Source organism: Plantactinospora sp. KBS50, assembly GCF_002285795.1.
Taxonomy (GTDB): domain Bacteria; phylum Actinomycetota; class Actinomycetes; order Mycobacteriales; family Micromonosporaceae; genus KBS50.
This window is the reverse complement of record NZ_CP022961.1, coordinates 6,529,039-6,552,553: the sequence shown is the minus strand read 5'-3', so window position 1 is coordinate 6,552,553 and position 23,515 is coordinate 6,529,039. Positions and strand designations below refer to the sequence as shown.

Annotated in this window: 15 protein-coding genes, 3 tRNA genes and 2 pseudogenes; 12 read left to right on the top strand and 8 right to left on the bottom strand. The window is 70.0% G+C overall.

Annotation, left to right across the window (positions count from 1 at the left end):
* Positions 1-77 precede the first annotated feature (77 nt).
* Positions 78-1,058, bottom strand: coding sequence for an NAD(P)H-quinone oxidoreductase (locus CIK06_RS28355; RefSeq protein WP_095567349.1), 981 nt, complete (start codon positions 1,056-1,058; stop codon positions 78-80).
* A 162-nt stretch (positions 1,059-1,220) separates the two neighbouring features.
* Between CIK06_RS28355 and CIK06_RS28350 the strand changes: the two genes are divergently transcribed.
* Together CIK06_RS28350 and CIK06_RS28345 are read left to right on the top strand one after the other, a co-directional pair.
* Positions 1,221-1,307 (top strand) — tRNA-Ser (locus CIK06_RS28350).
* Between the two features lie 462 nt (positions 1,308-1,769).
* The gene (locus CIK06_RS28345) at positions 1,770-2,885 is read left to right on the top strand and encodes a type I restriction endonuclease (RefSeq protein WP_095567348.1); all 1,116 of its coding nucleotides are present in this window, start codon (positions 1,770-1,772) and stop codon (positions 2,883-2,885) included.
* 363 nt (positions 2,886-3,248) lie between these two features.
* Here the strand turns inward: CIK06_RS28345 and CIK06_RS28340 are convergent, their stop codons facing one another.
* Positions 3,249-4,301 (bottom strand): hypothetical protein, encoded by a 1,053-nt coding sequence (locus CIK06_RS28340; RefSeq protein ID WP_095567347.1) that lies wholly within the window; start codon positions 4,299-4,301, stop codon positions 3,249-3,251.
* The gene (locus CIK06_RS28335; RefSeq protein ID WP_157756987.1) at positions 4,298-4,855 is read right to left on the bottom strand and encodes a hypothetical protein; all 558 of its coding nucleotides are present in this window, start codon (positions 4,853-4,855) and stop codon (positions 4,298-4,300) included. Before CIK06_RS28335 ends, CIK06_RS28340 begins: the two co-directional genes overlap by 4 nt.
* Before the next feature lie 254 nt (positions 4,856-5,109).
* Between CIK06_RS28335 and CIK06_RS28330 the strand changes: the two genes are divergently transcribed.
* Positions 5,110-5,643, top strand: a complete 534-nt coding sequence (locus CIK06_RS28330) for a YbhB/YbcL family Raf kinase inhibitor-like protein (RefSeq protein WP_095567345.1) — start codon at positions 5,110-5,112, stop codon at positions 5,641-5,643.
* Between the two features lie 78 nt (positions 5,644-5,721).
* Here the strand turns inward: CIK06_RS28330 and CIK06_RS28325 are convergent, their stop codons facing one another.
* Entirely contained in the window at positions 5,722-6,432 is a 711-nt protein-coding gene (locus tag CIK06_RS28325; protein WP_095567344.1) for a class I SAM-dependent methyltransferase, read from the bottom strand.
* A gap of 309 nt (positions 6,433-6,741) precedes the next feature.
* On the opposite strand from CIK06_RS28325, the gene CIK06_RS28320 reads away from it, so the two are divergent.
* Positions 6,742-8,640, top strand: a complete 1,899-nt coding sequence (locus CIK06_RS28320; RefSeq protein ID WP_095567343.1) for a hypothetical protein — start codon at positions 6,742-6,744, stop codon at positions 8,638-8,640.
* A 15-nt stretch (positions 8,641-8,655) separates the two neighbouring features.
* On the opposite strand, the gene CIK06_RS28315 is transcribed toward CIK06_RS28320, so the two are convergent.
* The gene (locus CIK06_RS28315; protein ID WP_369916053.1) at positions 8,656-9,462 is read right to left on the bottom strand and encodes an IucA/IucC family C-terminal-domain containing protein; all 807 of its coding nucleotides are present in this window, start codon (positions 9,460-9,462) and stop codon (positions 8,656-8,658) included.
* A gap of 351 nt (positions 9,463-9,813) precedes the next feature.
* On the opposite strand from CIK06_RS28315, the gene CIK06_RS28310 reads away from it, so the two are divergent.
* Positions 9,814-11,340, top strand: coding sequence for a peptide deformylase (locus CIK06_RS28310; protein WP_095567342.1), 1,527 nt, complete (start codon positions 9,814-9,816; stop codon positions 11,338-11,340).
* A 101-nt stretch (positions 11,341-11,441) separates the two neighbouring features.
* Here the strand turns inward: CIK06_RS28310 and CIK06_RS28305 are convergent, their stop codons facing one another.
* Positions 11,442-12,557, bottom strand: coding sequence for a globin domain-containing protein (locus CIK06_RS28305; RefSeq protein WP_095567341.1), 1,116 nt, complete (start codon positions 12,555-12,557; stop codon positions 11,442-11,444).
* A gap of 237 nt (positions 12,558-12,794) precedes the next feature.
* Between CIK06_RS28305 and CIK06_RS28300 the strand changes: the two genes are divergently transcribed.
* Positions 12,795-13,565: a CPBP family intramembrane glutamic endopeptidase gene (locus CIK06_RS28300; RefSeq protein WP_095567340.1), complete on the top strand. Its 771-nt coding sequence runs from the start codon at positions 12,795-12,797 to the stop codon at positions 13,563-13,565.
* A 41-nt stretch (positions 13,566-13,606) separates the two neighbouring features.
* Here the strand turns inward: CIK06_RS28300 and CIK06_RS30385 are convergent, their stop codons facing one another.
* Complete coding sequence (locus CIK06_RS30385) at positions 13,607-14,917, bottom strand: hypothetical protein (protein ID WP_198348044.1); 1,311 nt, start codon at positions 14,915-14,917, stop codon at positions 13,607-13,609.
* A 373-nt stretch (positions 14,918-15,290) separates the two neighbouring features.
* On the opposite strand from CIK06_RS30385, the gene CIK06_RS28290 reads away from it, so the two are divergent.
* The 5 genes and pseudogenes from CIK06_RS28290 to CIK06_RS28270 form a co-directional block, all read left to right on the top strand.
* Positions 15,291-15,380, top strand: a tRNA-Ser gene (locus CIK06_RS28290).
* A 34-nt stretch (positions 15,381-15,414) separates the two neighbouring features.
* Positions 15,415-15,487, top strand: a tRNA-Arg gene (locus tag CIK06_RS28285).
* Positions 15,488-15,831: 344 nt separating this feature from the next.
* A complete protein-coding gene (locus CIK06_RS31805; protein ID WP_232533914.1) occupies positions 15,832-16,236 on the top strand; it encodes a helix-turn-helix transcriptional regulator in 405 nt (134 codons plus the stop codon).
* Between the two features lie 602 nt (positions 16,237-16,838).
* Positions 16,839-17,522: pseudogene (locus tag CIK06_RS28275) on the top strand (IS256 family transposase); the annotation flags it as partial.
* A 36-nt stretch (positions 17,523-17,558) separates the two neighbouring features.
* Positions 17,559-18,074: pseudogene (locus CIK06_RS28270) on the top strand (IS5 family transposase); the annotation flags it as partial.
* 136 nt (positions 18,075-18,210) lie between these two features.
* Here CIK06_RS28270 and CIK06_RS28265 read toward each other — a convergent pair.
* Positions 18,211-19,992: a proline--tRNA ligase gene (locus tag CIK06_RS28265; RefSeq protein WP_095568211.1), complete on the bottom strand. Its 1,782-nt coding sequence runs from the start codon at positions 19,990-19,992 to the stop codon at positions 18,211-18,213.
* 783 nt (positions 19,993-20,775) lie between these two features.
* Between CIK06_RS28265 and CIK06_RS28260 the strand changes: the two genes are divergently transcribed.
* Positions 20,776-23,511, top strand: a complete 2,736-nt coding sequence (locus tag CIK06_RS28260; protein WP_198348043.1) for an AAA family ATPase — start codon at positions 20,776-20,778, stop codon at positions 23,509-23,511.
* Positions 23,512-23,515: the final 4 nt, after the last annotated feature.

Here is a 23,515-nt window from a genome sequence, read left to right as displayed (position 1 = left end):
GCTGGTCCGGTGCGTCCCGGCGTCCCGCGTTTCCGCGTCCCGCGTCCCGGCGTGTGCGCGAGCCGGCCGGGGGCCGGCTACCGCTCGCGGACCAGCAGCACCTTGCCGAGGTGGTCGCTCGACTCGATCAACCGGTGCGCCTCGGCGGCCCGCTCCAGCGGCACCCGCCGATCCACCACCGGGCGGATCCGGCCCGACTCGACCAGCGGCCACACCTGCTCCCGAACACCCCGTACGATCGCCGCCTTCTGCTCGACCGGCCGGGACCGCAGCGTCGTGGCGGCGACCGTACCCTGCTTGGCCAACAGGGCCGCCAGGTCAAGCTCACCCTGGCGCCCGCCCTGCAGGCCGATCACCACGAGACGCCCGCCGGTGGCCAACGCCGCGACGTTCCGACCCAGGTACGCCGCACCCATGATGTCCAGGATCACGTCCGCGCCCCGCCCACCGGTGGCCGAGCGGATCTCCTCGACGAAGTCCTGCTCGCGATAATCGATCGTGTGGTCGGCACCCAACTCCCGCAGCGGGCCGTGCTTGCCGGCCCGGGCCGTTACCGCCACCGTGGCGCCCAGCGCCTTGCCGAACTGGATCGCGAAGGTGCCGATCCCGCTGCCGCCGCCATGCACCAGCAGGGTCTCGCCGCGGTCGAGCCGCGCCAACCGGGCAACGTTCGACCAGACGGTGCAGGCCACCTCCGGTAGCGCCGCCGCCTCCACCAGGTCGACCCCGACCGGCACCGGCAGCACCTGACCGGCCGGCACGGCCACCCGCTCGGCGTACCCGCCGCCGGCCAGCAGCGCACAGACCGGTTGGCCCACCGTCCAGCCGGCCACCCCCGGGCCGACGGCCGCCACCGTGCCCGAGCATTCCAGACCCGGGTACGTCGGGGCGCCCGGCGGCGGAGCGTAGTGCCCCTGCCGTTGCAGCACGTCGGCCCGGTTCACGGCGCTGGCGCACACCTCGATCAGCAGCTCGCCGGTGCCGGGCTCGGGGTCCGGCACCTCGGCCCAGACGAGGGCCTCCGGCCCACCGGGTTCGGGAATCGTGATCGCGCGCATGGCTCAGTCTTACCCGACGATCGGCCCGACCCACGCCCGGTCCGCCGCGGTTCGAGGATGGTTCGAGGATGGTTCGAGGCCGGGGTCCGGCGATCACCGACGGTTCACCGGGCCATGGCAGACTAGGACCGGCGGTGTCCCGGCGAGCCGGGCGCGTCGTCCGGAGGGTTCGCCTAGTGGCCGATGGCGCTGGTCTTGAAAACCGGTAAGGGAGCAATCTCTTCGTGGGTTCGAATCCCACACCCTCCGCCGTCCGAGCAGCAAAAACGTCCCCCGACCAGCACGAACGCCGGCCGGGGGCGTGTTCACAGCTGGTGAATCGATTTCGCCGGCCCTTGCCGATGCCGCCGTGTCTCACTGGTCGTGGCGGTTGCCTGTCGGCGTCACCCGGTGCTTCTTCGACCCGGGCCTCGATGCACGAGGAATAGGCCTTGTTCACCGCGGCAGACGTGGACAGCTGGCCTGCGGCTCAAGATCCAGGAGACCCACTCGGGTCGGGAGCGCATCATACTCACGATCAAGACACCACGAACCCGCCCTTTCTGTCCCATCGGCAAGGCGAAAGGAGGGATTAGTCGGTCTCTTTTCTGAGGTCGCGCTAGGCAATCGGTCGGTAACATCCGGGCTTGCCGTGGGCATCAGACTCGCCAGCAAGGGATTGCGGGCCGCGCCCGGTGTCTTTCGCCTGCCAGAAAAAAAGGGGAGTGCTTAATGGAGTTCGATGAACGGGTCGCCGCGCTTGCCACGAAGGTTCGAAATCAGCGGGACACGATTCAGACGGAAGAAGCTGCCAAGAATGCTTTCGTCATGCCGTTCATCTCGATGATCCTCGGCTACGATGTCTTTGATCCGCTGGAGGTGATACCGGAGTTCACCGCCGACGTCGGCGCCAAGAAGGGCGAAAAGGTCGACTACGCAATCATGCATTCCGGCGAGGTGCAGATCCTCATCGAATGCAAGCAGCCGCGCGACTCTCTAAAAATTGAACACGCATCTCAGCTCTATCGGTATTTCTCGGTCACGAACGCGCGGATCGCGGTCCTCACCAACGGTCAGGTCTACCAATTCTACACCGATCTCGACGCGCCCAACAAGATGGATGCCAAGCCATTTCTCGTGCTGGATCTGCAAGACATTGATGACAGCTTGTTGCCGGAACTGCGCAAGCTCACAAAAGAAGTCTTCGACCTTGACTCCATTATCAGCGCGGCGGAAGAATTGAAATATCTCGGCCAAATCAAGCGCTCGATGGCGGCGCAGTTCAAGGATCCCGAGGATGATTGGGTCAAATTTTTCGCCACGAGAGTCTATGATGGCGCCTTCACTCAGAAGAGGCGCGAACAGTTTCGTTCACTGGTTGCCAAGGCGTCCTCGCAGTTTGTCCGAGATCAAGTAAATGAACGTCTGAAAGACGCACTCCACGCAAGCCTTCCCAGACAGGCCACCGAGGCGCCTTCCGATGTGCTTGAGAGCGAAGAGGTCGCACTGGGCGACGTCACCCGTGACACCGAGGTGGAAACGACGCTCGAAGAGCTGAACGGCTACCAGATCGTCAAGGCGATCGCATGTAGCGAGGTTAAGCCCCAGCGCATTGTGGGTCGCGACGCAAAGTCGTACTTCGCGGTCATCCTGGACGACAACAACCGCAAGCCCATAGCGCGACTGCACTTCAATGGGAAGGCTCGAAAGTACGTTGGGACGTTCGATGCCGATAAGACCGAGACCCGTCATTTGATCGGTTCTGTTGACGATATCTATCTCCACGCTGACGCAATACGGTCTGCCGTCAGGGCATTTATGGGAGATGGCGGCAACAAGAATCATTGATAAGCTCAAGGTTCTCTTTGACTTCGAGCGACGTGCCGGACCATCGTCGTGGCCAACGGCCAGCGCTAAACGGAGTCGACTGGGTGGTCAAGGTTCAGGTCGGCTGAGGGGCGAAGCTGACCCGGGGCTGCGCTCACGCTTGCCGAATTTGCAGAACCGTTGATCGGCGACTCGGCCGATGTACGAGCAGGCCAACGCGGTACGCACTCGATGTTTCCGCTCTGCGCCGGGGTGGCCGTCGTCGAACTCGACGTCGAGCCGCTGGCTCAGGAGGGGTAGTGCGTGGGCGCCGCGCGGCTCAACTTCTTCCGTTGGACCGCGCGGCGTTCGTCCGGCAACGTCGGAGGCAAACTGCAGCGGACATCAGACGAGGCGTCGCTTGACTGCGATCCACTGCCGTAGCTGCTGGGCCAGTCGTTCGTCGGTGACGTCGTCCAGGTTGTATTCTGCGGCGTTGATCAGGTTCTTGGCCCGACGGGACGCCCACATCTGACTCCGGTTCAGTCGACGCAGCGCCGATGGGTGGTCGACGAGTGCCACCTCGTCCAGACTGACCGGGATGGCCGCCAGGCAGTTCCGGACGATCTCGTCGGCAGAGGGCGCCAGCGCGAGCGAGTCGATGTCCAGGTCCTTCAACATCGCGCGGAAGTACGCCATCCGCTGGGCGTGTTCGTAGGCGTTGAAGACGCCTTGATCGCTGGTCCAGCGCAGCAGCCACAGTGTCAGCCGTACCCAGTCTGCCCGCATCTGGATCGGCCGGCCCGCCTTGTTGAACTTCCGGTCGGGCGTGCAGAGCAATGCCAGCCACCAGTTGACGTGAGCCGCGGCCGGCTGGTTGCGCTGGAGCCAGTCGGCGCGGGCGGTGTCGGACAGCCGCAGCATGTGGGCCAACTGGTGGTCGATGGCTTGGCTGCGTGCGGCGGGCCGGCCGGCGGCTGGAGACGGGACGGCGATCGACCACACATCGCCAGCCGAAAGTCGACCGTCCGCGCTGTCGGCGACGACCAAGATGACGGTCTGCGACTCCGCAAGCCCGTACCGGCGGAAGGTGGGGCTGTCACCTTCGCGGGCAATCTCCTCCAGCCGCTGATCAAGCGCGGCGACCGTGCGGGCCAACCCGTCGAACCGTAGCCGTTGATCGAACGACCCGTACCGGTCGAACGGCGTGGTGACGGGCAACGCGGTCAGCCGGTGTACCTGGACAACGAAGCCGCCGGGGCACCAAGCGGTGTCATCGCGTCCCCTTGTCCAGGAGAACTCGACCAGGCCGTAGTCGCGGCGCAGGGTGGTGCGGCGTAGGTCCTCGACGTACCCGGATCCCAGCACCCGCGCCACCTCGTCAGGCGGATCACCGGCTCCGACGCCGAGAACCATGCCACGGACCACCACGTCGACGAAGAAGTCCAGCCCTGTCACTCGCGATCTTCCCGCTCATCCTCGCACCACCCGACACCCATGGTGACGACATGGTCGAGCCCATCCGGGGTCGGCAGCACGAACACCCTGAAATTCGTACCCACCAAGCCGGCGTCGGCCAGGATTCGGTCGCGTTCGTCGGTCGTGGCGCACCGGATGACCAGCCCGTCCCGGTACTCCATCCGGGTCTTCATCGCCTCGACGGGCTTGAAGAGAACATCAATGCGTGTCGGCCGGTGCCCGTCGGTACCGGTCGTCCGCGCCCGCAGCACCAGTTGGCTGTGGCTGATGGTGTAGGCCCAGACGGCGAACTGACGGTCGCAGCGGAACAGTTCCCTGCCGGGAGCGAACTGCTGGTCCTGGGTGAGCCACTGGCGATCGAGCACGGGCAGAGCATGCCAGCAGATGGCGGCAACCGGGACACCGGAGCGTTGCCGTCGAACGGCGCTACTGCGATCCGCTGGTGTGGCCTCGCTGCTACACACCAGCCAGGGTTGCGCGGCTTGCAGGGCCTTCCCAGACTGCCCCGGACCGATGATCTTCTCGATCTCCACGAACGCTCCCCGATGCGCTCGACGTCGTCCAGGAACAGCCATCCTGGGCGTACGCCTGGTCTTCCTGAGTTACAGGGCCGACAGGGCAACGTCACGGCGGCATGGCTCGGGCTCCAACGCGGCCAGGTCGCAGACGCGGTACCTGACCTCGATCTCCCTGGCCTGTCCACAGCGAGTGGCGTTGCCGACATGTCCGTGTCGTCGGCCTGGTTCGGGTAAGAAGGTCTGCGGACATTCTCGCGGAAGGACATGAGATGAACCTGGATCGTCCGATCGCCCCGGACCCGTACGAGACCCTGCCGCCCGTACCGTCGTTCACGCTCACCAGCACGGACGTGGCCAACGGCGAGCCGATGGACGCCGCGTTCGCGCATCAGAGCGTCGGCGGCGGAAACGAGTCGCCGCAGCTGAGCTGGTCCGGCTTCCCCGCGGAGACGCAGAGCTTCGTGGTGACCTGCTTCGACCCGGATGCTCCCACCGCCAGCGGATTCTGGCACTGGGTGCTGATCAATTTGCCGGCCACGGTGACCGAACTGCCGCGCGGGGCCGGCGGCCAGTCGCTCGACGGCGCCGTGGCGATGCGCAACGACTACGGTTCGCAGGGGTACGGCGGTGCGGCGCCGCCGGCCGGCGACCGGGCGCACCGGTACCTCTTCGCCGTGCACGCGCTGGACGTTCCGAGCCTCGACCTGGGGCCGGACACGCCGTGCGCGCAGGTCGGGTTCAACCTGACGTTCCACACCCTGGCGCGGGCGGTCATCCGCCCGACGTACCAGGTGAAGGAGTAGCACCTCGGCGGCGCCGGCACGGCCGCGACCGCGTGGCCGTGCCGACGCGCCCGCGGGAGGGTCGGCGCCCGCGGCGGGTCAGCCGGGTACGCGGGCCACCGCGAAGACGGACTGCCCGAACGGTGGCCGGACGATCTGCTCGGCCGCCTTGGTGACCGGGAGCACGAGGCTGTCGTAGAGCTTCACCATCGGCCCTTCCTTGGGCATCAGCCGGAACACGCTGGTGGCCATGTAGTAGCCGAGCAGGCCGAGCGCGTTGGCGTAGTGCAGCCGCTCGACCGTGAGGCCGGCAGCTTCGAGGGCGGCGCGCATGGTCTTGCGGGTGTACCGCCGGACGTGGCCGGTGGCGACGTCCGCGGGGCTCATCGCGAACTCGAACGCCGGGACGATCAGCACGATGGCGCCGCCCGGTCGGACCAGGTCGCGCATGCTCTGTAGCGCACCCACGTGGTCCTCGATGTGCTCCAGCACGTTGTACGAGACGGCGGCGCTGTAGTCGCCGCGCGTGGAGTGCGGCAGCAGCATCTCGCGTACCTCGATCTTGGGCTCGACCGCCAGCCGCTCCTTGAGCGTGATCAGGCGCTCGGGGTCCGCCTCGGTGGCCGTGAAGCGGTCCAGGTACGGCGCCCATTCGAGGGCGTAGTCACCGAGGCCGCTGCCGATCTCGATCGGGTTGTCACCGAGGTAGGGCACGGCGAGCTCGACGAACCACCGGCGGTGGTTCACCGCAGTGGCCAAGCCCTCCAGCACCTCGGACTGAACCTGCTGGTCTCCGGTGAGTTGTGCCATACGTCGATGCCTCACGATCTGCTATGACCCTGCACCCTGAACCGACAGAGTTAACCACTTACGGCGACTCTACGAAAATCGGACTCCATGGTGTGGGACGGATCCGAGTTTTTCTCGTTAAATCTTGCCGATCCCCTACGATCAGCAAGTCATCCCGATACGCTCCGAAATGGTATGACAACCCGACGTTCCGAATCCGGTGGCCCCCCGTCGGGGCGCGGCTACCCCCGAACGCCCGAGGGAGCCGGGTCGGCCCGCCGTGTCATCCCCGTCCGGCTCCGGTCCGCCCGGCTGGTCGACGCGGCGGCGATGGTCAGCTTCGTCCTGCTGGCTGGCTGGGTCACGGCCCGGTTGTGGGTGTTTCCGGACCAGGAACTGCGGGCCAACCGATCCGACCAGGCATTGTTCGAATGGATGTTGGCGCACGGCGCGCGGGTGCTGACGACCGGTGCGGATCCGCTTTTCAGCGACCGGATGAACGCCCCGGTCGGGGTGAACCTGATGGCGAACACCTCCGTGCTGACCATAACTCTTCCGCTGACCCCCGGCACGTTGGCGCTCGGCCCGCACCTCGCCTTTACGGTGTTCCTGACCGGTGCCCTCGCCGGCACCGGGATCGCCTGGTACCTGTTGTTCTCCCGGATGCTGGTCCGGACCCGGTCCGCCGCCTGGCTCGGTGCGCTGGTCGCCGGCTTCGCCCCGGGCATGGTGTCGCACGCCAACGGCCACCCCAACATCGTGGCTCAGTTCCTGGTTCCGGTGCTGGTCTGGCGTACCGTCCGGCTGCGCGATCCCGGCCGGTGGCTCCGCAACGGCGCCCTGCTCGCGGCCGTGGCGGTGGCGCAGGCGTTCCTCAACCCCGAGATACTGCTGTTCACCGCGGTGGGCCTCGGGATCGTCACGGCCGTGGTCGCCGCGCTGCGACCAGCAGTACGGCGGGACGCCCGGACGTTCCTGGCCGGCCTGGGCACCGCGGCGCTGCTCTCGGGGCTGCTGCTGGCCTACCCGCTCAGCGTGGCGCTGACCGGCCCCGGCAGCTACCGCGGCCTGCCGCCGGCGGTCGCCGGGTACGCCGCCGACCTGCTGTCCTTCGGTGCGTACTCGCGGGAGTCGCTGGGCGGCCACCTGTTTCCGCCCGGCGGACTGGCGCAGAACGCCACCGAGGAGAACGCGTTCTTCGGCTGGCCCCTGCTGCTGGCCCTGCCGGTGCTGGTGTGGTGGCTCCGGCGCAGCGCGGTGGCGCTGGCGGTGTCCGCGGCGGCGCTGGTCTTCGCGCTGCTGTCGCTCGGCCCGCGGCTGCGGGTGGCCGGCCGCATCACCGGTATCCCGGGGCCGTGGGCCGCGCTTGACCAACTCCCCGTCCTCGACGCGGTGGTCCCGACCCGCTGGGCGCTGGCGGCCGGGCCGCTGCTGGCCGTCCTGGTCGCGCTCGGCTGGGACCGCGCGATGGTGCTGGCCCGCGACGGGGCCGGCGCCGCCGGGCCGGTCGCGGCGACCGGCCCGGACGGCGCCGGGGGAACGCACGAGGCGCAGAGAACGCACGAGACCGGGAGTCCGGACGGTGCCGGGAGAGACGTCGCCGGGAGAGACGTCGCCGGGAGAACGGACGAGACCGGGAGAAGGGACGGCGCAGGGAGTGCGGACGAGACCGGCAGTCCGGGCGGTTGGTGGACAGGCCGGCGGGTGCGGCTGGCGATGCTGGCGGCGCTCGTGCTGCTGCTGCTCCCGCTCGCGCCGACGCCGCTGCCCACGGCGCCGCTCGATCCGGTGCCGGCGTTCGTCACGGCCGGCACCTGGCGGGAGTACGTGGTTGGCGACCGGACGGTGGTGCCGCTGCCGCTGCCGGATGCCCACTACACCGATCCGCTGCGCTGGTCCGCCGTCACCGGGCTGGACCTGCGGCTGCCCCGGGGCTACTTCCTCGGCCCGGACGGGCGGCCCGACCGGCGGGCCCGGTTCTCGGCGCCGCCCCGCTCCACCAGCAACCTCTTCTCCCGGATCCGGGACACCGGTAGCGCGCCGCCGATCACCGCTCGCCGCCGCCAGGCGGCGGTGGCGGACCTGCGGTACTGGCGGGCCGGTGTGGTGGTGCTGGCCCCCGTCCCGTACGAGGCGGCCATGCGCCGGGCGATGACGGAGCTGACCGGGATCGAACCGGTACGCCGGGGCGGGGTCTGGGTGTGGGACGTGCGGGCGCTGACCGCCTGAGCGTCCCGGCCGGGCTCAGGAGGGCCGGACGCAGCAGCCGGCGCAGAACTTCGGCTTGGGCAGGGTGAAGGCCAGGCAGCAGGTCTTGCGCTGCACCATCGGCGCGCCGGCGGGGCCGGGGACCAGTTCGATCAGGTCGTCGAGGTCGAGGGCGCCGAGCAGGGTGTCGATGGCGCCGGCCGGGGAGCCCGGAACGGCGTCGGCGGCGCGCAGCACCCCGTACGCCACGCCGGAGGCGACCGACCCGAGCAGGGTGCGGGCGCCGATCCGGACCCGGGTCTGGATCGCGGCCAGCAGCGGGTCGAGGTGGGCGTCCAGCAGCGAGCGGCGCAGTTCGGCGAGCAACTGGGCCTCGTCGCGGACCACGCGTACCCGGGGGTCCCCGGTGAGGGCCGCGGGGTCGGTGGGCAGCGCGGCGATTCGCGCCGAGCGGCGCAGGCCGAACGCGATGAGCGGTCCGTCGTCGTCGAGCCGGACCAGTACGTCGGCCGGATCCACCAGCGGGACGCGGCGGGCCGACAGCCAGCCCAGCACGACCGGCAGCGCGAGCCAGTAGGTGTACGCCTTCCAGGCCAGCGCCGCGGCGGCGTGCGGTTGGGCGTCCCAGCGGTGTGCCGCGGTGGCCAGCAGGTCGTCCAGGTGCCGGCCGTTGATCAGGTCGGTGGCGGGCAGCCAGCCGCGCTCGTCGGTGACCACCAGGTCCGGGGCGAGCCCGGGCAGCACGTCGGTGCCGAAGATGGTGTGGAGGAGTCCGGTGACCGGCGCGAGTGGCGGGGGCGTGGCCTCGGACCGGCGGGTGGTCAGCGTCAGCACGGCGGGCACCAGCCTCGCCGTGCAGCTGCCGTACCGGTCATCGCCGTTTCCCCCCGAGATTCCGTCTCGTCGGACTTCCCGGCGCGCCCACGTTCAACCCCCAGGGGCACGCCTGGGGCCAGGCTAGCCACTGGGGTCAGGTAAGGCAAACCTAACGAGGATTTTGCCGCTTTTGGGGGACGGGGCGATGGTCGGGGGGATCGTGGTGAGACGTCTCAGAGTGTGTCAGAAGACGTACTCGCCGTGTTGATCATTGACGATTTACGACAAATTGTCAAGGTGAATGTCGGCAACGCTTCACTTTCGTGGTTCCGCCGGTGAACGCCAGCACACTGGAAACTCCCGGCCTCGAGGACACTGATGACCCTCTCGCCTCTCGAACGGGCTGCCGACTCGTTCGCGGCCGAACTCTCCCGGCGGAGGGTGGCCCGTGGCCTGAGCAAGAAGCAACTGGCCGCCCGGATGGGCTTCGACCCGTCGTACGTCAGCCACGTGGAAGGGCGCCGGCACCGGCCCACCGAGGACTTCGCCCGGCGCGCGGAGGCCGTCCTGGGTGCCAGCGGCGCGATCTGGCAACGCTTCCAGGAGTACGACGAACTGCGCCAGGCGCGGACCGTACCCGGGCCGCGGCGCGCCGTGGCCGCCGCCGACCACTGGCTGCCGCCCGGCACCGGCCTGGCCGTCGAGGAGGAGATCGCCACCCTCCGGTACGTCGACGGCGTCTACCGCTGCGTCGTCCGGCGCCGCCTCTTCAACGGCGGCAACGAGCCGGTCACCCGGTACCTCGTCCGGATCGCGGTCGACCGGTACCCGCACGACCCCGGACGCTCGAACCGGCACCACCGGGAACACCCGCTCACCTTCACCGAGCTGGACCTCCAGGCCCGATGCCGGGACGACGGTCGGGTGGAGCCGATGGACTGGCGGACCAAGCACGACCGGGACGCCTTCAAGGAAGCCTGGCTGCTGTTCGAGAACGGCGAGGAACGCTTTCCGCTCTATCCCGGACGCCGGGCCACCATCGAGTACGCGTACACGGTCGGCGAGGAGAAGTGGGGACCGTGGTTCCAGCGGGCCGTCCGGATGCCCACCCAGCGCCTGGCCGTCCGGATCGACCTGCCGGCGAGCCTGGACCCGCAGGTCTGGGGCGTCGAAACGTCGCTGTCGGCGGAGGAAGGCCCGCTGCGTACCCCGATCGACCGCCGCGCCGACGGCGACCGGGTCATCTTCGAGTGGGGCACCGAATACCCGCAGCTGCACGCGCGGTACCGGATGGAATGGCGATTCCGGGCGCTGCCGTCCGGACCGGACGGCGTGGTGACCGGCAACGAGGAACGGGCCAGCGACCGGATGCGCGGCGCCGGCATCCTGCAACGCGGCGCCGACATCCTGCGCCAACCGACGCGCCGCTTCGACCTGCCCGCCGAGGAGAACGCGGCGCGGGAAGCCGTGGGCCGGCTGCTGGAGGCGCTGGAACGGGTCGACGAACTGCACCCGTTCAGCAAGGGCGTCGGGCTGGCCGCGCCGCAGATCGGGCTCGACTGCTCGGCCGCCGTCGTACGACCGCCGGACCGCGGCGCCGAACCGGTCGTCCTGCTCAACCCCCGGGTGGTGGACGTCGGCCCGGACGCCGACGAACAGTACGAGGGCTGCCTGTCCTTCTTCGACGTACGCGGACTCGTGCCCCGGCCGTTGCGACTGGACGTCGAACACCTGGAGTACGACGGCTCCCCGGTGATCACCTCGTTCGACTTCGCCATGGCGCGGCTGGTGGCACACGAGATCGACCACCTGGAGGGCCGCCTCTACGTGGACCGGATGGCCGCCGGCATGCCGCTGGTGCCGGTGGAGGAGTACCGGGAAACCGGCCACCCCTGGCGCTACTGACGATCGCGGGGGGAGGGCCCCGGATCCCGCGTGAGCGGGACCCGGGGCCCATTTTTGGGGGGAGGGAGGTCTGTCACGGCGTCCTGGACGTCGACGCCGCACTAGGTGTCGCCGAAGGTGTCGTACCGGATGTTCTCGCTCGGCACCTCCTGCTCGGCCAACACCCGCAGGGTCGAGCGGACCATCTTGGTCGAGCCCGAGACGAAGCAGTCGTGCCCGGTCCACGGGCCGAACCGGTCCAGCGCCTGACCGAGGGTGCCGTGTTCGCCCGAGAAGGACGGGTCGGCGCTGCACACCGGCACCACCGACAGCCACGGGTGCCGGGCGGAGAGCCGGTACAGCGACTCCAGGCCGTAGAGGTCGGCCTCGGTGCGGGCGCCCACGAACACGTGCACCCAGCGCGTCCGGTTGTACCGGGCCAACTCCTCCACCAGGGCCTTGACCGGGGCCAACCCCACCCCGGAGGCCACGCACAGCACGTCCCGGGTCGACTCGGGATCCAGCGTCATCGAGCCCATCGGCGCGGCCACCCGCAGCAGGTCACCGGGGCGGATCCGGCGTACCAGCGCACCGGACACCCAGCCCGCGTTCCGGCACCGGACGTGGAACTCCAGCACGTTGTCCTCGCCCGGCGCGTTCGCGATCGAGTAGGTGCGCCACATCCGGGCCAGATGCCGGGGCGCCTCGATGCTGACGTACTGACCCGCCCGGTAGGGCAGCGGATACTGCAACGGTTGGCAGGTGAACACGGCGATGTCCCGGCCGTACCGCTCGTGGGTGAGCACCTCGGCGTGCCAGAACGGCGGGTTCGGGTCGGCCGCGGCGCCGGCCAGCATGCGGGCCGCGATCGCCGCGTACGCGTCGCGCCACGCCTGGTCGTACTCGATGGTCCACTGGTCACCCGCGAACGTGCGCAGGGCGTCCAGCAGCGAGACGCCCACCACGTCGTAGTGCTCCGGCGCCACGTGATACTTGCGGTGGTCGCGGCCCAGGCCACGCAGGTACGCGTCGAAGTGCTCGGGGTCGTCGACGGTGTGGATCGCCGTGACGAGCGCCTCCAGCAGCCGGTTCCGCTGGCCCGTGAGCTGGACCGGGAACAGTGGACGCAGCGTCGGATCGGACAGGAACATCCGTGCGTAGAAGTGGCTGGCCAGCTGGTCCCGCCGATCCTCGACGAGAACCCAGCTCTCCTTCAACAGCCGCCCGAGGTTGTCCATAGACGTCCTTCTCGGTATCGTCGTGCGTCGGATGCGCCCGCACGAGCTGGCCGGCAGATCGGGGTTCGTGCTGGGGTGGTGCCCTGGAATGTGCACCCTCAGAATGGACACGCTCCGTCGACACCGATCGCACACAGTGTGCGATCGAGAGTCCCGCTCACGGGTCTGACCGAAAATGCGATCCCGGATCACCCGGCCGGCGTCCGACCCCGCGGCCACGTCGGGCAGAGTGTCAGGGTGACCACCGACCTCGCCGCCCCGACCCGGCACCGGACCCTCCGGATCGAGGTCCTGCTCGTGCTCGGCGTCTCACTGGGCCAGTCGGCCGTCTACTCGCTGGTCACGATCATCGCCCGGCTGACCGCCGACCGGCCGCTCTCCCAGCAGACCGCCACCCTCAACCCGTCCCAGTCCAGCCGCCCCTGGCTCGACCTGACCTACCAGCTTCTCGGCATCGGCTTCGCGCTCGTACCCGTGCTGCTCGCCGTACACCTGCTGAGCCGGGACCCCGGCGACGCGCGCGGGCTGCTCGGCCTGGACGCCCGGCGGCCCGGCGCCGACCTGGCCCGCGGCGCCGGCCTCGCGGCGCTGGTCGGACTGCCCGGCCTCGGCCTGTTCTGGCTGGCCGCCCGGCTCGGCATCAACGCCACCGTCGTACCCGCCGCGCTGCCGCACCTGTGGTGGGCCGTGCCCGTGCTGATCCTCTCCGCCGCGCAGAACGCGATCCTGGAGGAGGTCGTCGTGGTCGGCTACCTGGTGACCCGGCTGCGCGAACTGGCCTGGCGCTGCTGGCCGGCGGTGGCCGCCAGCGCCGTGCTCCGCGGCTCCTACCACCTCTACCAGGGCATCGGCGCGTTCGTCGGCAACGCCGTCCTCGGCGTGATCTTCGCGCTGTTCTTCCTGCGTACCCGGCGGGTGCTGCCGCTGGTGATCGCCCACACCCTGCTGGACGTGGTCGCCTTCGTCGGCTACGCCGCGCTGCCCCGCTCCTGGTTCGACTGGCTCTGAGCCGCCCGACCGACCTCGGCCGTCCGCCGGCCCGGCACCCCTCAGCCGCCCGCCGGACCGACCCGGTAGTGCGCGGCCGAGCGCGCCGCCAACCGCTGCACGGCCTCCGCGTTGGCCGCCGCCGCGGCCAACGGGCCACCGCCGGGCAGACCCCGGACCGCCAACCGGACCGCCAGCCAGCCACCCGACTGCGCGGCGAACGGCGCCGCCAGCCGCCGGCCCGCCAACAGCAGCCGGCGTACCGGCAGCCCACCGGCCGGATCACCCGGGTCGCCCGGGCCGTCCGGATCCGCGCCGCCGAGTGCCGCCCGGGCGGCCGCCGCATCCCGATGCGCGCCGGTCAACACCAGCAGGTCCACCACCCGCTCCGGGTCCGTCGGATCGTGGCCGTACGCCGCGGCCACGTGCAGCACCAGGCCCGCCTGCGCCCAGCCGACGGCCGTCAGCTCCGCCACCGGGGCGAGCAGTCCGGTCACGCCGGCCAACAGCGCGCCGCCACCGGCGAGCCGGGTGTAGCGCCGGCTCGCCAACCGGGCCAGCCCGTCCGGGTCGGCCGCCGGATAGGCCGCGCGGGTCCGCTCCACCCACTCCCGGGCCCGCGGTCCGATGACCTCGACCGCCGCCTGGGCGAGCAGCTCCGCCGCCCGGTCCGGCCGATCCAGTACGCGCCGGACCGGTCCCACGCCGACGCCCGTACGGCCAACCGGCGGTCCGGTCGGCGGTCCACCGTCCGCAACGGCCGGCCGAAGCTCGTCGTGCCGGGCCGCCTCGGCGGCGGCCGTACCCTCGATCGCGCCACCGACCTCGGCGCCGGCCGGCTGTGCCGGCGCGGCGCTCTCGTCTCCGGTCGGCGCCGCATCGCGCTCCGCGCTGGCGCGGTCCGATGCATCGCGCTCCGCGGTGGCCTTCGCGGCCTTGGCCGCCTTCTTCGCCGGTGCCGCGGTCGCCTTCTTCGTCGGGGTGGTCTTGCCCGCGGCTGCCTTCTTGCCCGCGGCTGCCTTCTTCGCCGGAGTCGCCTTCCGGGCCCTGGTCGCCTTCGGCGCGATGCTCCCGGCGCTGGCCGGCGTCGCTCCCTCGGCCGGCCGGTCGGTCCCGCCCTCGACCGGCCCGGACCGTTGCGCCGGTGCCGCCTTCGCCGGTGCTGCCTTCGCCGGTGCCGCCTTGGCGGGCGTGGCCTTCGTGGGCGTGGCCTTCGCTCGCGGCTTCTTGGCCGGTGTCCCGCCGGTCGTCTCCTCGGGCGCAGCGGTCCGCGGGGCGGTCGCCGGCCCGGTGGGCGGGAAGGGTATCTCCGCGGGCGCCGCCGGCCGGGGCCCGGTGCCGGGCGAAGCTGCCGGTTCGGACCGGCCCGGCACCCCGCCCTGCTCGGCGGCGGGCGCCGGTGGCTGGAAAAGGACCGGAGGAGCGGCCTTCGCCGGACGTCGTCGAGGGGCCGGCGGCGTACCGTCAACCTGCCCGCGCCCGGCGCTGCCGGCGGGCTTGTCGGTGGTGGGGTCCTGCTTGGCCCCCGGACGCCGCCTCGCCCCCGGGCTGGCTGGCTGGTCTGTGGCCGGCTGCTCCTCCATGGTCCAGAGCCTAGTCGTGAGTGACCTTTCACACCTCCTGCCGGGATCGGCCACGTACCGCCAGACGGTGCGGCGGAAGCCGGCGGACCGTCCGATGGAAGGTGCTTTGCTCAGGTCGCCGCCCGCCCTGTATCCTCGACCGGCGGTGGTCCACGACCACCGGGGAGACTTCGCCTAGTCTGGTCTATGGCGCCGCACTGCTAATGCGGTTGGGGTTAACCGCCCCTCCCGGGTTCGAATCCCGGAGTCTCCGCGTTCGGCCGGATGTGTAGACTGGCCGGGCACCTGCGCCCGTAGCTCAACGGATAGAGCATCTGACTACGGATCAGAAGGTTAGGGGTTCGAGTCCCTTCGGGCGCGCAAGATCATGAGGGGTCTGACCTGCTGGAACAGCAGTCAGGCCCCTTGCTTGTTCCGTCCCTTGTGGATGGTTGGGTGCTCGGTGGGTGCTCGTGCGACGAGCATCCCTCATGTCCCGGCCCGTCCAGCGGCGTTCCGCCCTGTCCGGGTGGGTTTTGATCATGCTTTGTCGTCCCACTTGCTAATCCGGATGTTGGGACGGGTTCCGTCGGGGACTGGCGGCACGGCCAGGTCAGGGCGGTGCGTTTCGGATAGGCATGGTGAGGCTCGTGCCACGGCGTGCCTTGTGGCCGTTATCGATTAGTGTCGCGTTGCCGTGAGGGACACGTGGCGAGCGGTGATCGATGCCTCCGAGGACGGTGGAGGGGATCTTCCTGGATCCGCAGCAGATCAGTGATGTGAAGCGGGCGCTTGGGCGGAAGCTCGCTGGCTGGCGTAGATCATGTGGACTGACCCAGGGTGACGTGGCGCGGCTGGTGCACAGCACTCGAAGCACCGTGGCGAACGTCGAGAGCGGCCGGCAGGTGGTGGACCGGGTCTTCTGGGTGCAGTGTGACTCGCTTCTTCGCGCGGGCGGCGAGTTGGTCACCGGATATGACGGTACCGGTCCCCGGAGGCCCGGCAGAAGGAGGAGAAGGCTGAGGCGGCTCGTCATGCCCGTTGGGGAGCAGTCCTTGATCATGAGGCGATTGTTGAGGCGAGCGCGCCCGAGCGGGTCCAGAACCGCAACGCGTCAGTCACGCCGGTGATGCCCGATCTCGTTTCCGGAGTTGGCCTTGATCGCCGCCCGCCAAGCCGCACGGTGGTGGGCGTACCGGCCGTCATGGACGAGGTTGACGGCTTGCGTCGTTCGCTCAACGAGGTCCTGAGCGTGGGGCCGATCACCGCAGTTGGACTGGACGAGTGGGAGCGGATCGTCACCGGCCATGGTCGTGCGACTCGTGACCATTCGGCAGGCATGTTGCTTCGGGAGATCGCTGGTGACCTGGCCGAGTTGACGGAGATCATCGGACGAAGCGGGTCCGCCTCCGCTCTGCGTCGCCTGACCGGGATGGCCGCGCAGATGTCTGGGCTGATGTGTCTTGTCTTTTGCAGGATCGATGACCGGACCGCAGCCCACCGGTGGGCGCGCACGGCCCGGCTTGCGGCCGTGGAAGCGGGCGACCCGGCGATTCGATCATGGGTACTCGCCCAGGAGGCTCATGTCTACTACTACGGCGTGGACTTCCGCGAGACCGTGAGCCTCGCACAGCAGGCTCAGGATGTTGCCCGGCATCAGGCATGCGTGGGAGCCGTCCTGGCGGTGGCGATTGAAGCGCGGGCGTGGGCAGCGATGGGGCGACGTGAGGAAGTCCAGCAGGCCGAGGGGGCGAAGTTCTGGATGCAGGTGTGCACCGAATTGCGTAACCGGGGGGTGCGCGATGTCCTCATCGCCTGCTGTGACGGGCTGACCGGCCTGCCCGAGGCGATCGAGGCCGTCTGGCCGCACACCACCGTGCAAACCTGCGTGGTGCACCTGATCAGAGCGGCGATGAAGTTCGTGTCCTACAAGGACCGGCGGGCGATGGTCACCGCGCTCAAGGAGATCTACACCGCGCCGACGGTCGAGGCCGCGGAGACCGCGTTGCTCGGCTTCGCCGACAGCCCGCTCGGCAAGCGGTACCCCGCCGCGGTCGCGGTCTGGGAACGCGCCTGGGACCGCTTCACCCCGTTCCTGGCCTTCCCACCCGAGGTGCGGCGGATCATCTACACCACCAACGCGATCGAGTCGTTCAACTACCAGATCCGCAAGGTCATCAAGAACCGGGGACACTTCCCGACCGACGACGCCGTGGTCAAACTGATCTGGCTGGCCATCGCCGACATCGAGGACAAACGCGCCCGGCAACGCGCCGCCGAGGCCGGCAAGCCCCGCAACCAGTCCCGCCAGGCACCGCCCCGTCTCGTCGAAGGCGCCGGCGTCCACGGCTGGAAGCAGGCCCTCAACTCGCTGGACATCTTCTTCCCAGGCCGTATCCCCATCGATGTCCGATAGTTAGACAGAGTAGGGCGTTACACAGACTCGTCGGCCGAGCCACCCGGCGGTGTCAGCGTTGAGCCGACCGACCATGCGCTCGGCCGGTCCCGCGGTGGGTTGACCACGAAGCTGCACCTGGGCTGCGAGCAAGGCCAGAAACCCTTCGCCATCGTGCTGGCTGCCGGGCAACGCGGCGACAGCCCCCAGTTCATTCCGGTTCTGGCCGCGATCCGCGTTCCCCGCCTGGTCACCGGTCGTCCGAGGACCCGACCGGACCGGGTCCTGGCCGACAAGGCGTACACCTCGAAGGCCAACCGGGCCTACCTGCGCCGGCGGGGCATCGCCGCGACCATTCCCAGCAAGGCCGACCAGGACGCCAACCGGCGGGCCAGAGGATCCAGAGGCGGCCGGCCACCGGCCTTCGACCCGCACATCTACCAGCAACGTCACGCCGTGGAGTGCGGCATCAACCGACTCAAGCGCAACCGAGCCGTGGCCACCCGATACGACAAGCTGGCCGTCCGCTACGAGGCCACCATCCACCTCGCCGCCATCAACGAGTGGCTGTGACCGACTTCGACACAGGCCCTAATCAGGGAGAAGCTCGCACTGCGGTCACGGCTCGATGGCGCGGGTCAGGACCACACGGCCTCCGCGCGGCCGCGAACCGCCACCTCCGGCGACAGTTCGCGGCCGCCCGGCCGGATCAGTGCTCGAACAGCTCGACGGGCAGCTCCACCGGCGTCGCCGTGGCGTCGGTGTCGGCGAGCATCGCCGCGATCCGCCGGCCCAGCTCGGCGACCACGCCGTCGATCGGCACCTTCGTCGTCTCACCGGTGGCACGGTCCCGCACCTCGGCTGCGCCATCGGCCAAGCTCCGCTTGCCGATGGTGACGCGCAGGGGCAGGCCGATGACGTCCGCGTCGGCGAACTTTACGCCGGCCCGCTCGTTCCGGTCGTCGAACAGGACCTCGACACCAGACGCCCACAGCTCGTCGTAGATCCGCCGAGCCTGCTCACCGGCCTCGGAATCCACGTCGTCGAGCAGGGTGAGGTGGGCGTGGTACGGCGCGATGCTGACCGGCAGCCGCAGTCCCTTCTCATCCCGGTGCTCCTCGGCGGCGCACGCGAGCAGCCGCCCGACACCGATGCCGTAGCAGCCCATGATCACCGGCTTGCGCTGGCCGTCCGCGTCGAGGTACATCGCGCCGAGGTCGTTCGAGTAGCGGGTACCGAGCTTGAAGATCTGCCCCACCTCCACCCCGCGGGTAGTGCGCAGTTCGTGGCTGCAGTTCGGGCAGGCGTCACCAGCCCGGGCGGCGGTGATGTCGCCGACGTGATCGGCGACGTAGTCGCGTCCCACGTTGACGTTGCGCAGGTGGAAGCCCTCCTTGTTGGCGCCCGCGACCAGGTTCGTGGATCGCGCGACCAGCTCATCGACGATGACCGTCGCGCCCTCCACACCGACCGGCGAGCCGTATCCGGCGACCGAGCCGATCTTGGCGATCTCCTCCTCGGTCATGGGCCGGAGTTCGGCCGCCTTGACGAGGTTGCCGATCTTCGTCTCGTTCGCCTCCATGTCACCCCGGACAACCGCCAGGATGTACTCGGTCCGGACGGTCCCGTCGGTCTCCTCCCGCTCGGCGGCCAGAAAGACGGCCTTGGCGGTCTCGGCGGCCAGCACGCCCAGGGCCGCGGTCAACGCCTCGATGGTGGTGGTCCCGGGGGTGGCGATCTCCTCCAGCTCCGCCGGCGCCGCGGTGGACGGCTCCGGCTTCCGGAACGTGGCGACCTCCCGGTTGGCGGCGAACCCGCAGGAGTCGCAGAGCAGCAGGGTGTCCTCGCCGATCGGAGTGAGGTACATGAACTCGTGGGCCATGCTGCCGCCCATCATGCCCACATCGGACAGGACCGCCTCGACCGGCAGCCCGCAGCGCCGGAAGATGTTGAAGTAGGCCTGGTACTGCGCCCGGTACTGCACGGCCAGGCCGGCCTCGTCCACGTCGAAGCTGTACGCGTCCTTCATGATGAACTCACGAACCCGGATCAGCCCGGCCCGCGGACGCGCGTCGTCCCGGAACTTCGTCTGGAGCTGGAACGCCATCCGGGGCATCTGGCGGTAGGACTCGATCTCCGACCGGCCGAGGAACGTGACCAGCTCCTCGTGGGTCATCGCCAGCACCATGTCCCGTCCACGGCGGTCGCGGAACCGGGCCAGCTCCGGGCCGATCTTGAAGTATCGGCCGGACTGCTTCCACAACTCCGCCGGATTGACCACCGGCATCGAGACCTCCTGCCCACCGATGCGTTCCATCTCCGAGCGCATCACCGCCTCGATCTTCCGGATGGTGCGCCACCCGAGCGGAAGGTAGGCGAAGATGCCCTGCGCGACCTGCCGGAGCATGGCGGCCCGTTGGAGCATCTGGTGCCCCTCGGACTCCGAGCGTCCGGGCGCGGTGTGCAGCGTGGCGCCGAACATGGTCGACATCTTCATCGGGAACTGTTCTCACATTCTCGGAACGCTTCTCGGATCACGCCGTGAGTTGTCACGGAGGTACGAGCTGGAGAGCCGCGGGGGCGCGGGCACAGGCGCACCGGGGCCTGGGACGGCCTGAAGAGGTGCCGGCGGGAACACCCGACGAAGACGGAACTCGTCTCTCAGCGGGACGCCGGCGGAGTAGGTCGAGGCGCTGGCGGGCCGGACGGCACGACGAGCGTGGGGCACGGCATGTTCCGCGCGGTGCTGCCCATCGATGCCCACCTTCCGCCTCAACCGCTCCACCATAGCGGATCCGGTGACAGCATGATGGCGGACACCACGGTCAACCGGGTCGATCCCGGGCATCGAACCGAACGCCGGTCCGGTCAGTGCCGCGTCAGTCTTCTCCACCCCTGCCGGTCCCGATGGTGGCAAGCACCCGCTCGATCCCTTCCCGGAGCAGCCTGTAACGCCGTCCAAAAGGGCTTCGAGAGCAGCCATCGGTGTTCCGACGGGCGCGGTCATCCCGTTCATCCCCGCCGCCGCGTGGAGCCTTGCGATCGACGCCGAGGGAGTGTCGCGGCCCGCGGCGTAGATGGGCGAAGCCAACGGCATGCTCGACTTGACGGGATGGCCGAATAGCATGCCGCCCGCGCAGCGCGAAAGACACCGGCTGCCGGCGCTCCTCCCTCGTGCTGGAATGCACGATGACGGTTGAGCGGTGCCGCCCAGGTCGGCGACGATAGGGGCGTGGGTGGTGGGGCGGAGTCGTTCGTCGGCAGGCGTTCGGAGTTGGCACTGGTCGAGGCGCGGATCGCCGCTGCGCTCGGCGGCGCGCCGCAGATCGTGCTGGTGGTCGGCGAGCCTGGTATCGGCAAGAGCCGGCTCGTGCAGGAGGCGCTGGCGCCGGTGCGGCGGCGTGGTGTCCGCTGTGTCCGGGCACGCGCGGCAGAAGATACCGGGACGCCGCCGTACTGGATGTTCCGCCAGGTGCTGCGCACATTGGGTGCGCCGTTCCAACCCGTTGCGGGTGCCGACCGATTCCAGGCGTTCGAAGCCGTCACGGGTGCGCTCCTGGGTGCGGCCGGTGACGGCCTCGTCATCACGCTCGACGACCTCCAGTGGGCCGACCCCACCTCTATGCAACTGCTGAGCTATTTCGCCGATCGGCTCGGCGACGAGCAGGCGCCGGTCGTCGTACTGGCCACCTACCGCGACACCGAGACCGTCGGACGGGAACCGCTGCGTCGGACTCTCGCGGCACTCGCCCGCAGCTCCGCGCTGGCCCGCGTCCGCCTGGTGGGGCTCAGCGAGACCGAGGTCGCCGCCGCGCTGGCCGCGCTGACCGGCGCGGACGTCGATCCACGGATCTCTTCGGCGGTAAGTAGGCGGACGCTCGGCAATCCCTTCTTCGTGGGCGAGCTGGGCAGGCTTCTCGCCGACGCCGGGGGCGATCCGGAGTCCGCCCTCCCGGACGGAGTGCTCGATGTGGTACGTGACCGGCTAGCCCGGATCGACGTCCGGACCCGCGACGTTCTGGGTGCCGTTTGTGTGCTCGGCGACGCGTCGGATCCGGAGGCGGTGGCCGACTTGACGGGTCAGCCGCTGGCCGACGTCTTTACCTCCGTGGACGATGCCGTGGGTGCGGGCCTGCTGGTCGCCGACGGACACCGGTTCGGTCACGATCTCATTCGCGAGGTGGTGCGGCTCGACCTGCCGACGGTGTCCCGGCTGGAATTGCATCGTCGGGCAGCTGGCTATCTAGCGGGAGTGGGCGATTCCGAGCTGCGGTCGGCGGAGATCGCCGGGCACGCGCTGGCCGCGCTGCCGCACGGGCACCCGGCGCTGGCGCTGACCTGGGCCGAGCGGGCGGCTGATCAGGCCAGAGACCAGCTGGCGTGGGAAGACGCCGCGGACTGGTACGGGCGGGCGCTGGAGGTCGCTGACCGGACGTCGGCCCCGGTCGGGGATCGGTACCGCCTCCAGTACGGGTTGGCCGTTTCCCACCTGCGGGCCTACGACGTCGCCGCGGCGACAAGCGGCCTGCTGCGCTGCGCTGAGCTGGCCCGCGAGAGCGGAGACGCGGAGGCTCTCGGCCGGGTGGCGATCGCGGTCGGCGGCTACACCGACGTGGTCTGGGCGAAGCGCGGAAAAGCACTGGCGGAGGAGGCGCTGGCGCTGCTACCGGACCGCGACTCGCCGTTGCGTGCTCGCGTGCTCGCCCAGCTCGCGGTTGATGACGTCGTCTCGGAGATGCAGAGTTCGCCGCGCACCGACGAGCTCTCGCGTGCGGCACTCGCGATGGCGGAGCGCGTCGCCGATCCGCAGGCGATCGCTGCCGCGCTGCGCGCGCGGCAGGTGGCGTGCGCAGGGCCGGAAGGCGCGCCGGACCGCGTCGAGATCGGCTCCCGGATGTTCGAACTGGGGCGCCGCACCGGCGACGACGACGCGCGGTTCTGGGGGTGCCTCTGGCGGTTCGACGCGTACGCGCAACTCGGCAGGATCGTCGACGCCGACCGAGAACTCATGGCTATCGAGCAGCTCAGCGAGCGGCTGCGGAACCCGATCGTCGTCTGGCATCTCGCCCGGAGCCGAGCAGCGCTCGACTACGGCCGGGGACGGTTCGCAGCGGCACAGGCCGACGCGGTCACCGCCATCCGGCTAGCTGAGCGTGCCGGCCACGACGGCGGTGTCTACGCGCTGCTCGCGATGCTGACGCTCACGGCGTCGCTAACCGGGGAGCCGTCGCTGCCCGTCGGCCGGGCGTTGACGGACTGGCCCGATGTCACCGCTCTCCACGGGACGGTCGCCTTCTGGTACCTGGCGCTAGGGCGCGTCGAGGACGCCCACGCCATCTATCGGGGGCTGCCCCGGCCGCTCACGGTGCCGTCGTTCGCCCGGCTGAGCTACGTCGCCGGCCTGGCCGAGATCGCCGCGTTCTTCGGCGATCGTCCCGCGATCCAGGAAGCCTACGCCCTACTTCTCCCGCACGCCGACCTGATGATCTGCGGTGGCGCCGGATCGGTGGCGATCCACGGATCGGTCCGGCTGCCGCTCGGCGTCGCGGCGGCCGCGCTGGGGCGCACCGAGGACGCCGTCCGGCACCTGCGGACCGCCGCTCGCGTCAACGACGAGACCGGCCTCGAACCGTTCACCGCGTTGGCTCGCTACGAACTGGCCCGCGCGTTGACCGCACGGCAGCGCTCCGGAGACCGCGAGGAAGCCATCGCGCTGGCCACCGTCGCTGCCTCGACGGCGGAGCGCCTCGGGATGGCACCGCTGCTGCATAAAGTCCGAATAATGCTGGATGCGGGAGGGAGGCGGCCGGCCGGGCCGCTCACCGCACGGGAGAACGAGGTCGCCCGGCTGGTGCGGCAGGGGCTGACCAACCGGGACATCGCTGCGGTGCTCGGCATCGCCGAGCGAACGGCGGAGAACCACGTGCAGCACGTGCTGACGAAACTCGGCTTCCGCACGCGGACGCAGATCGCGACTTGGGCGGCGAGCCGGGATGAGTACCGCAGGTGAGTGA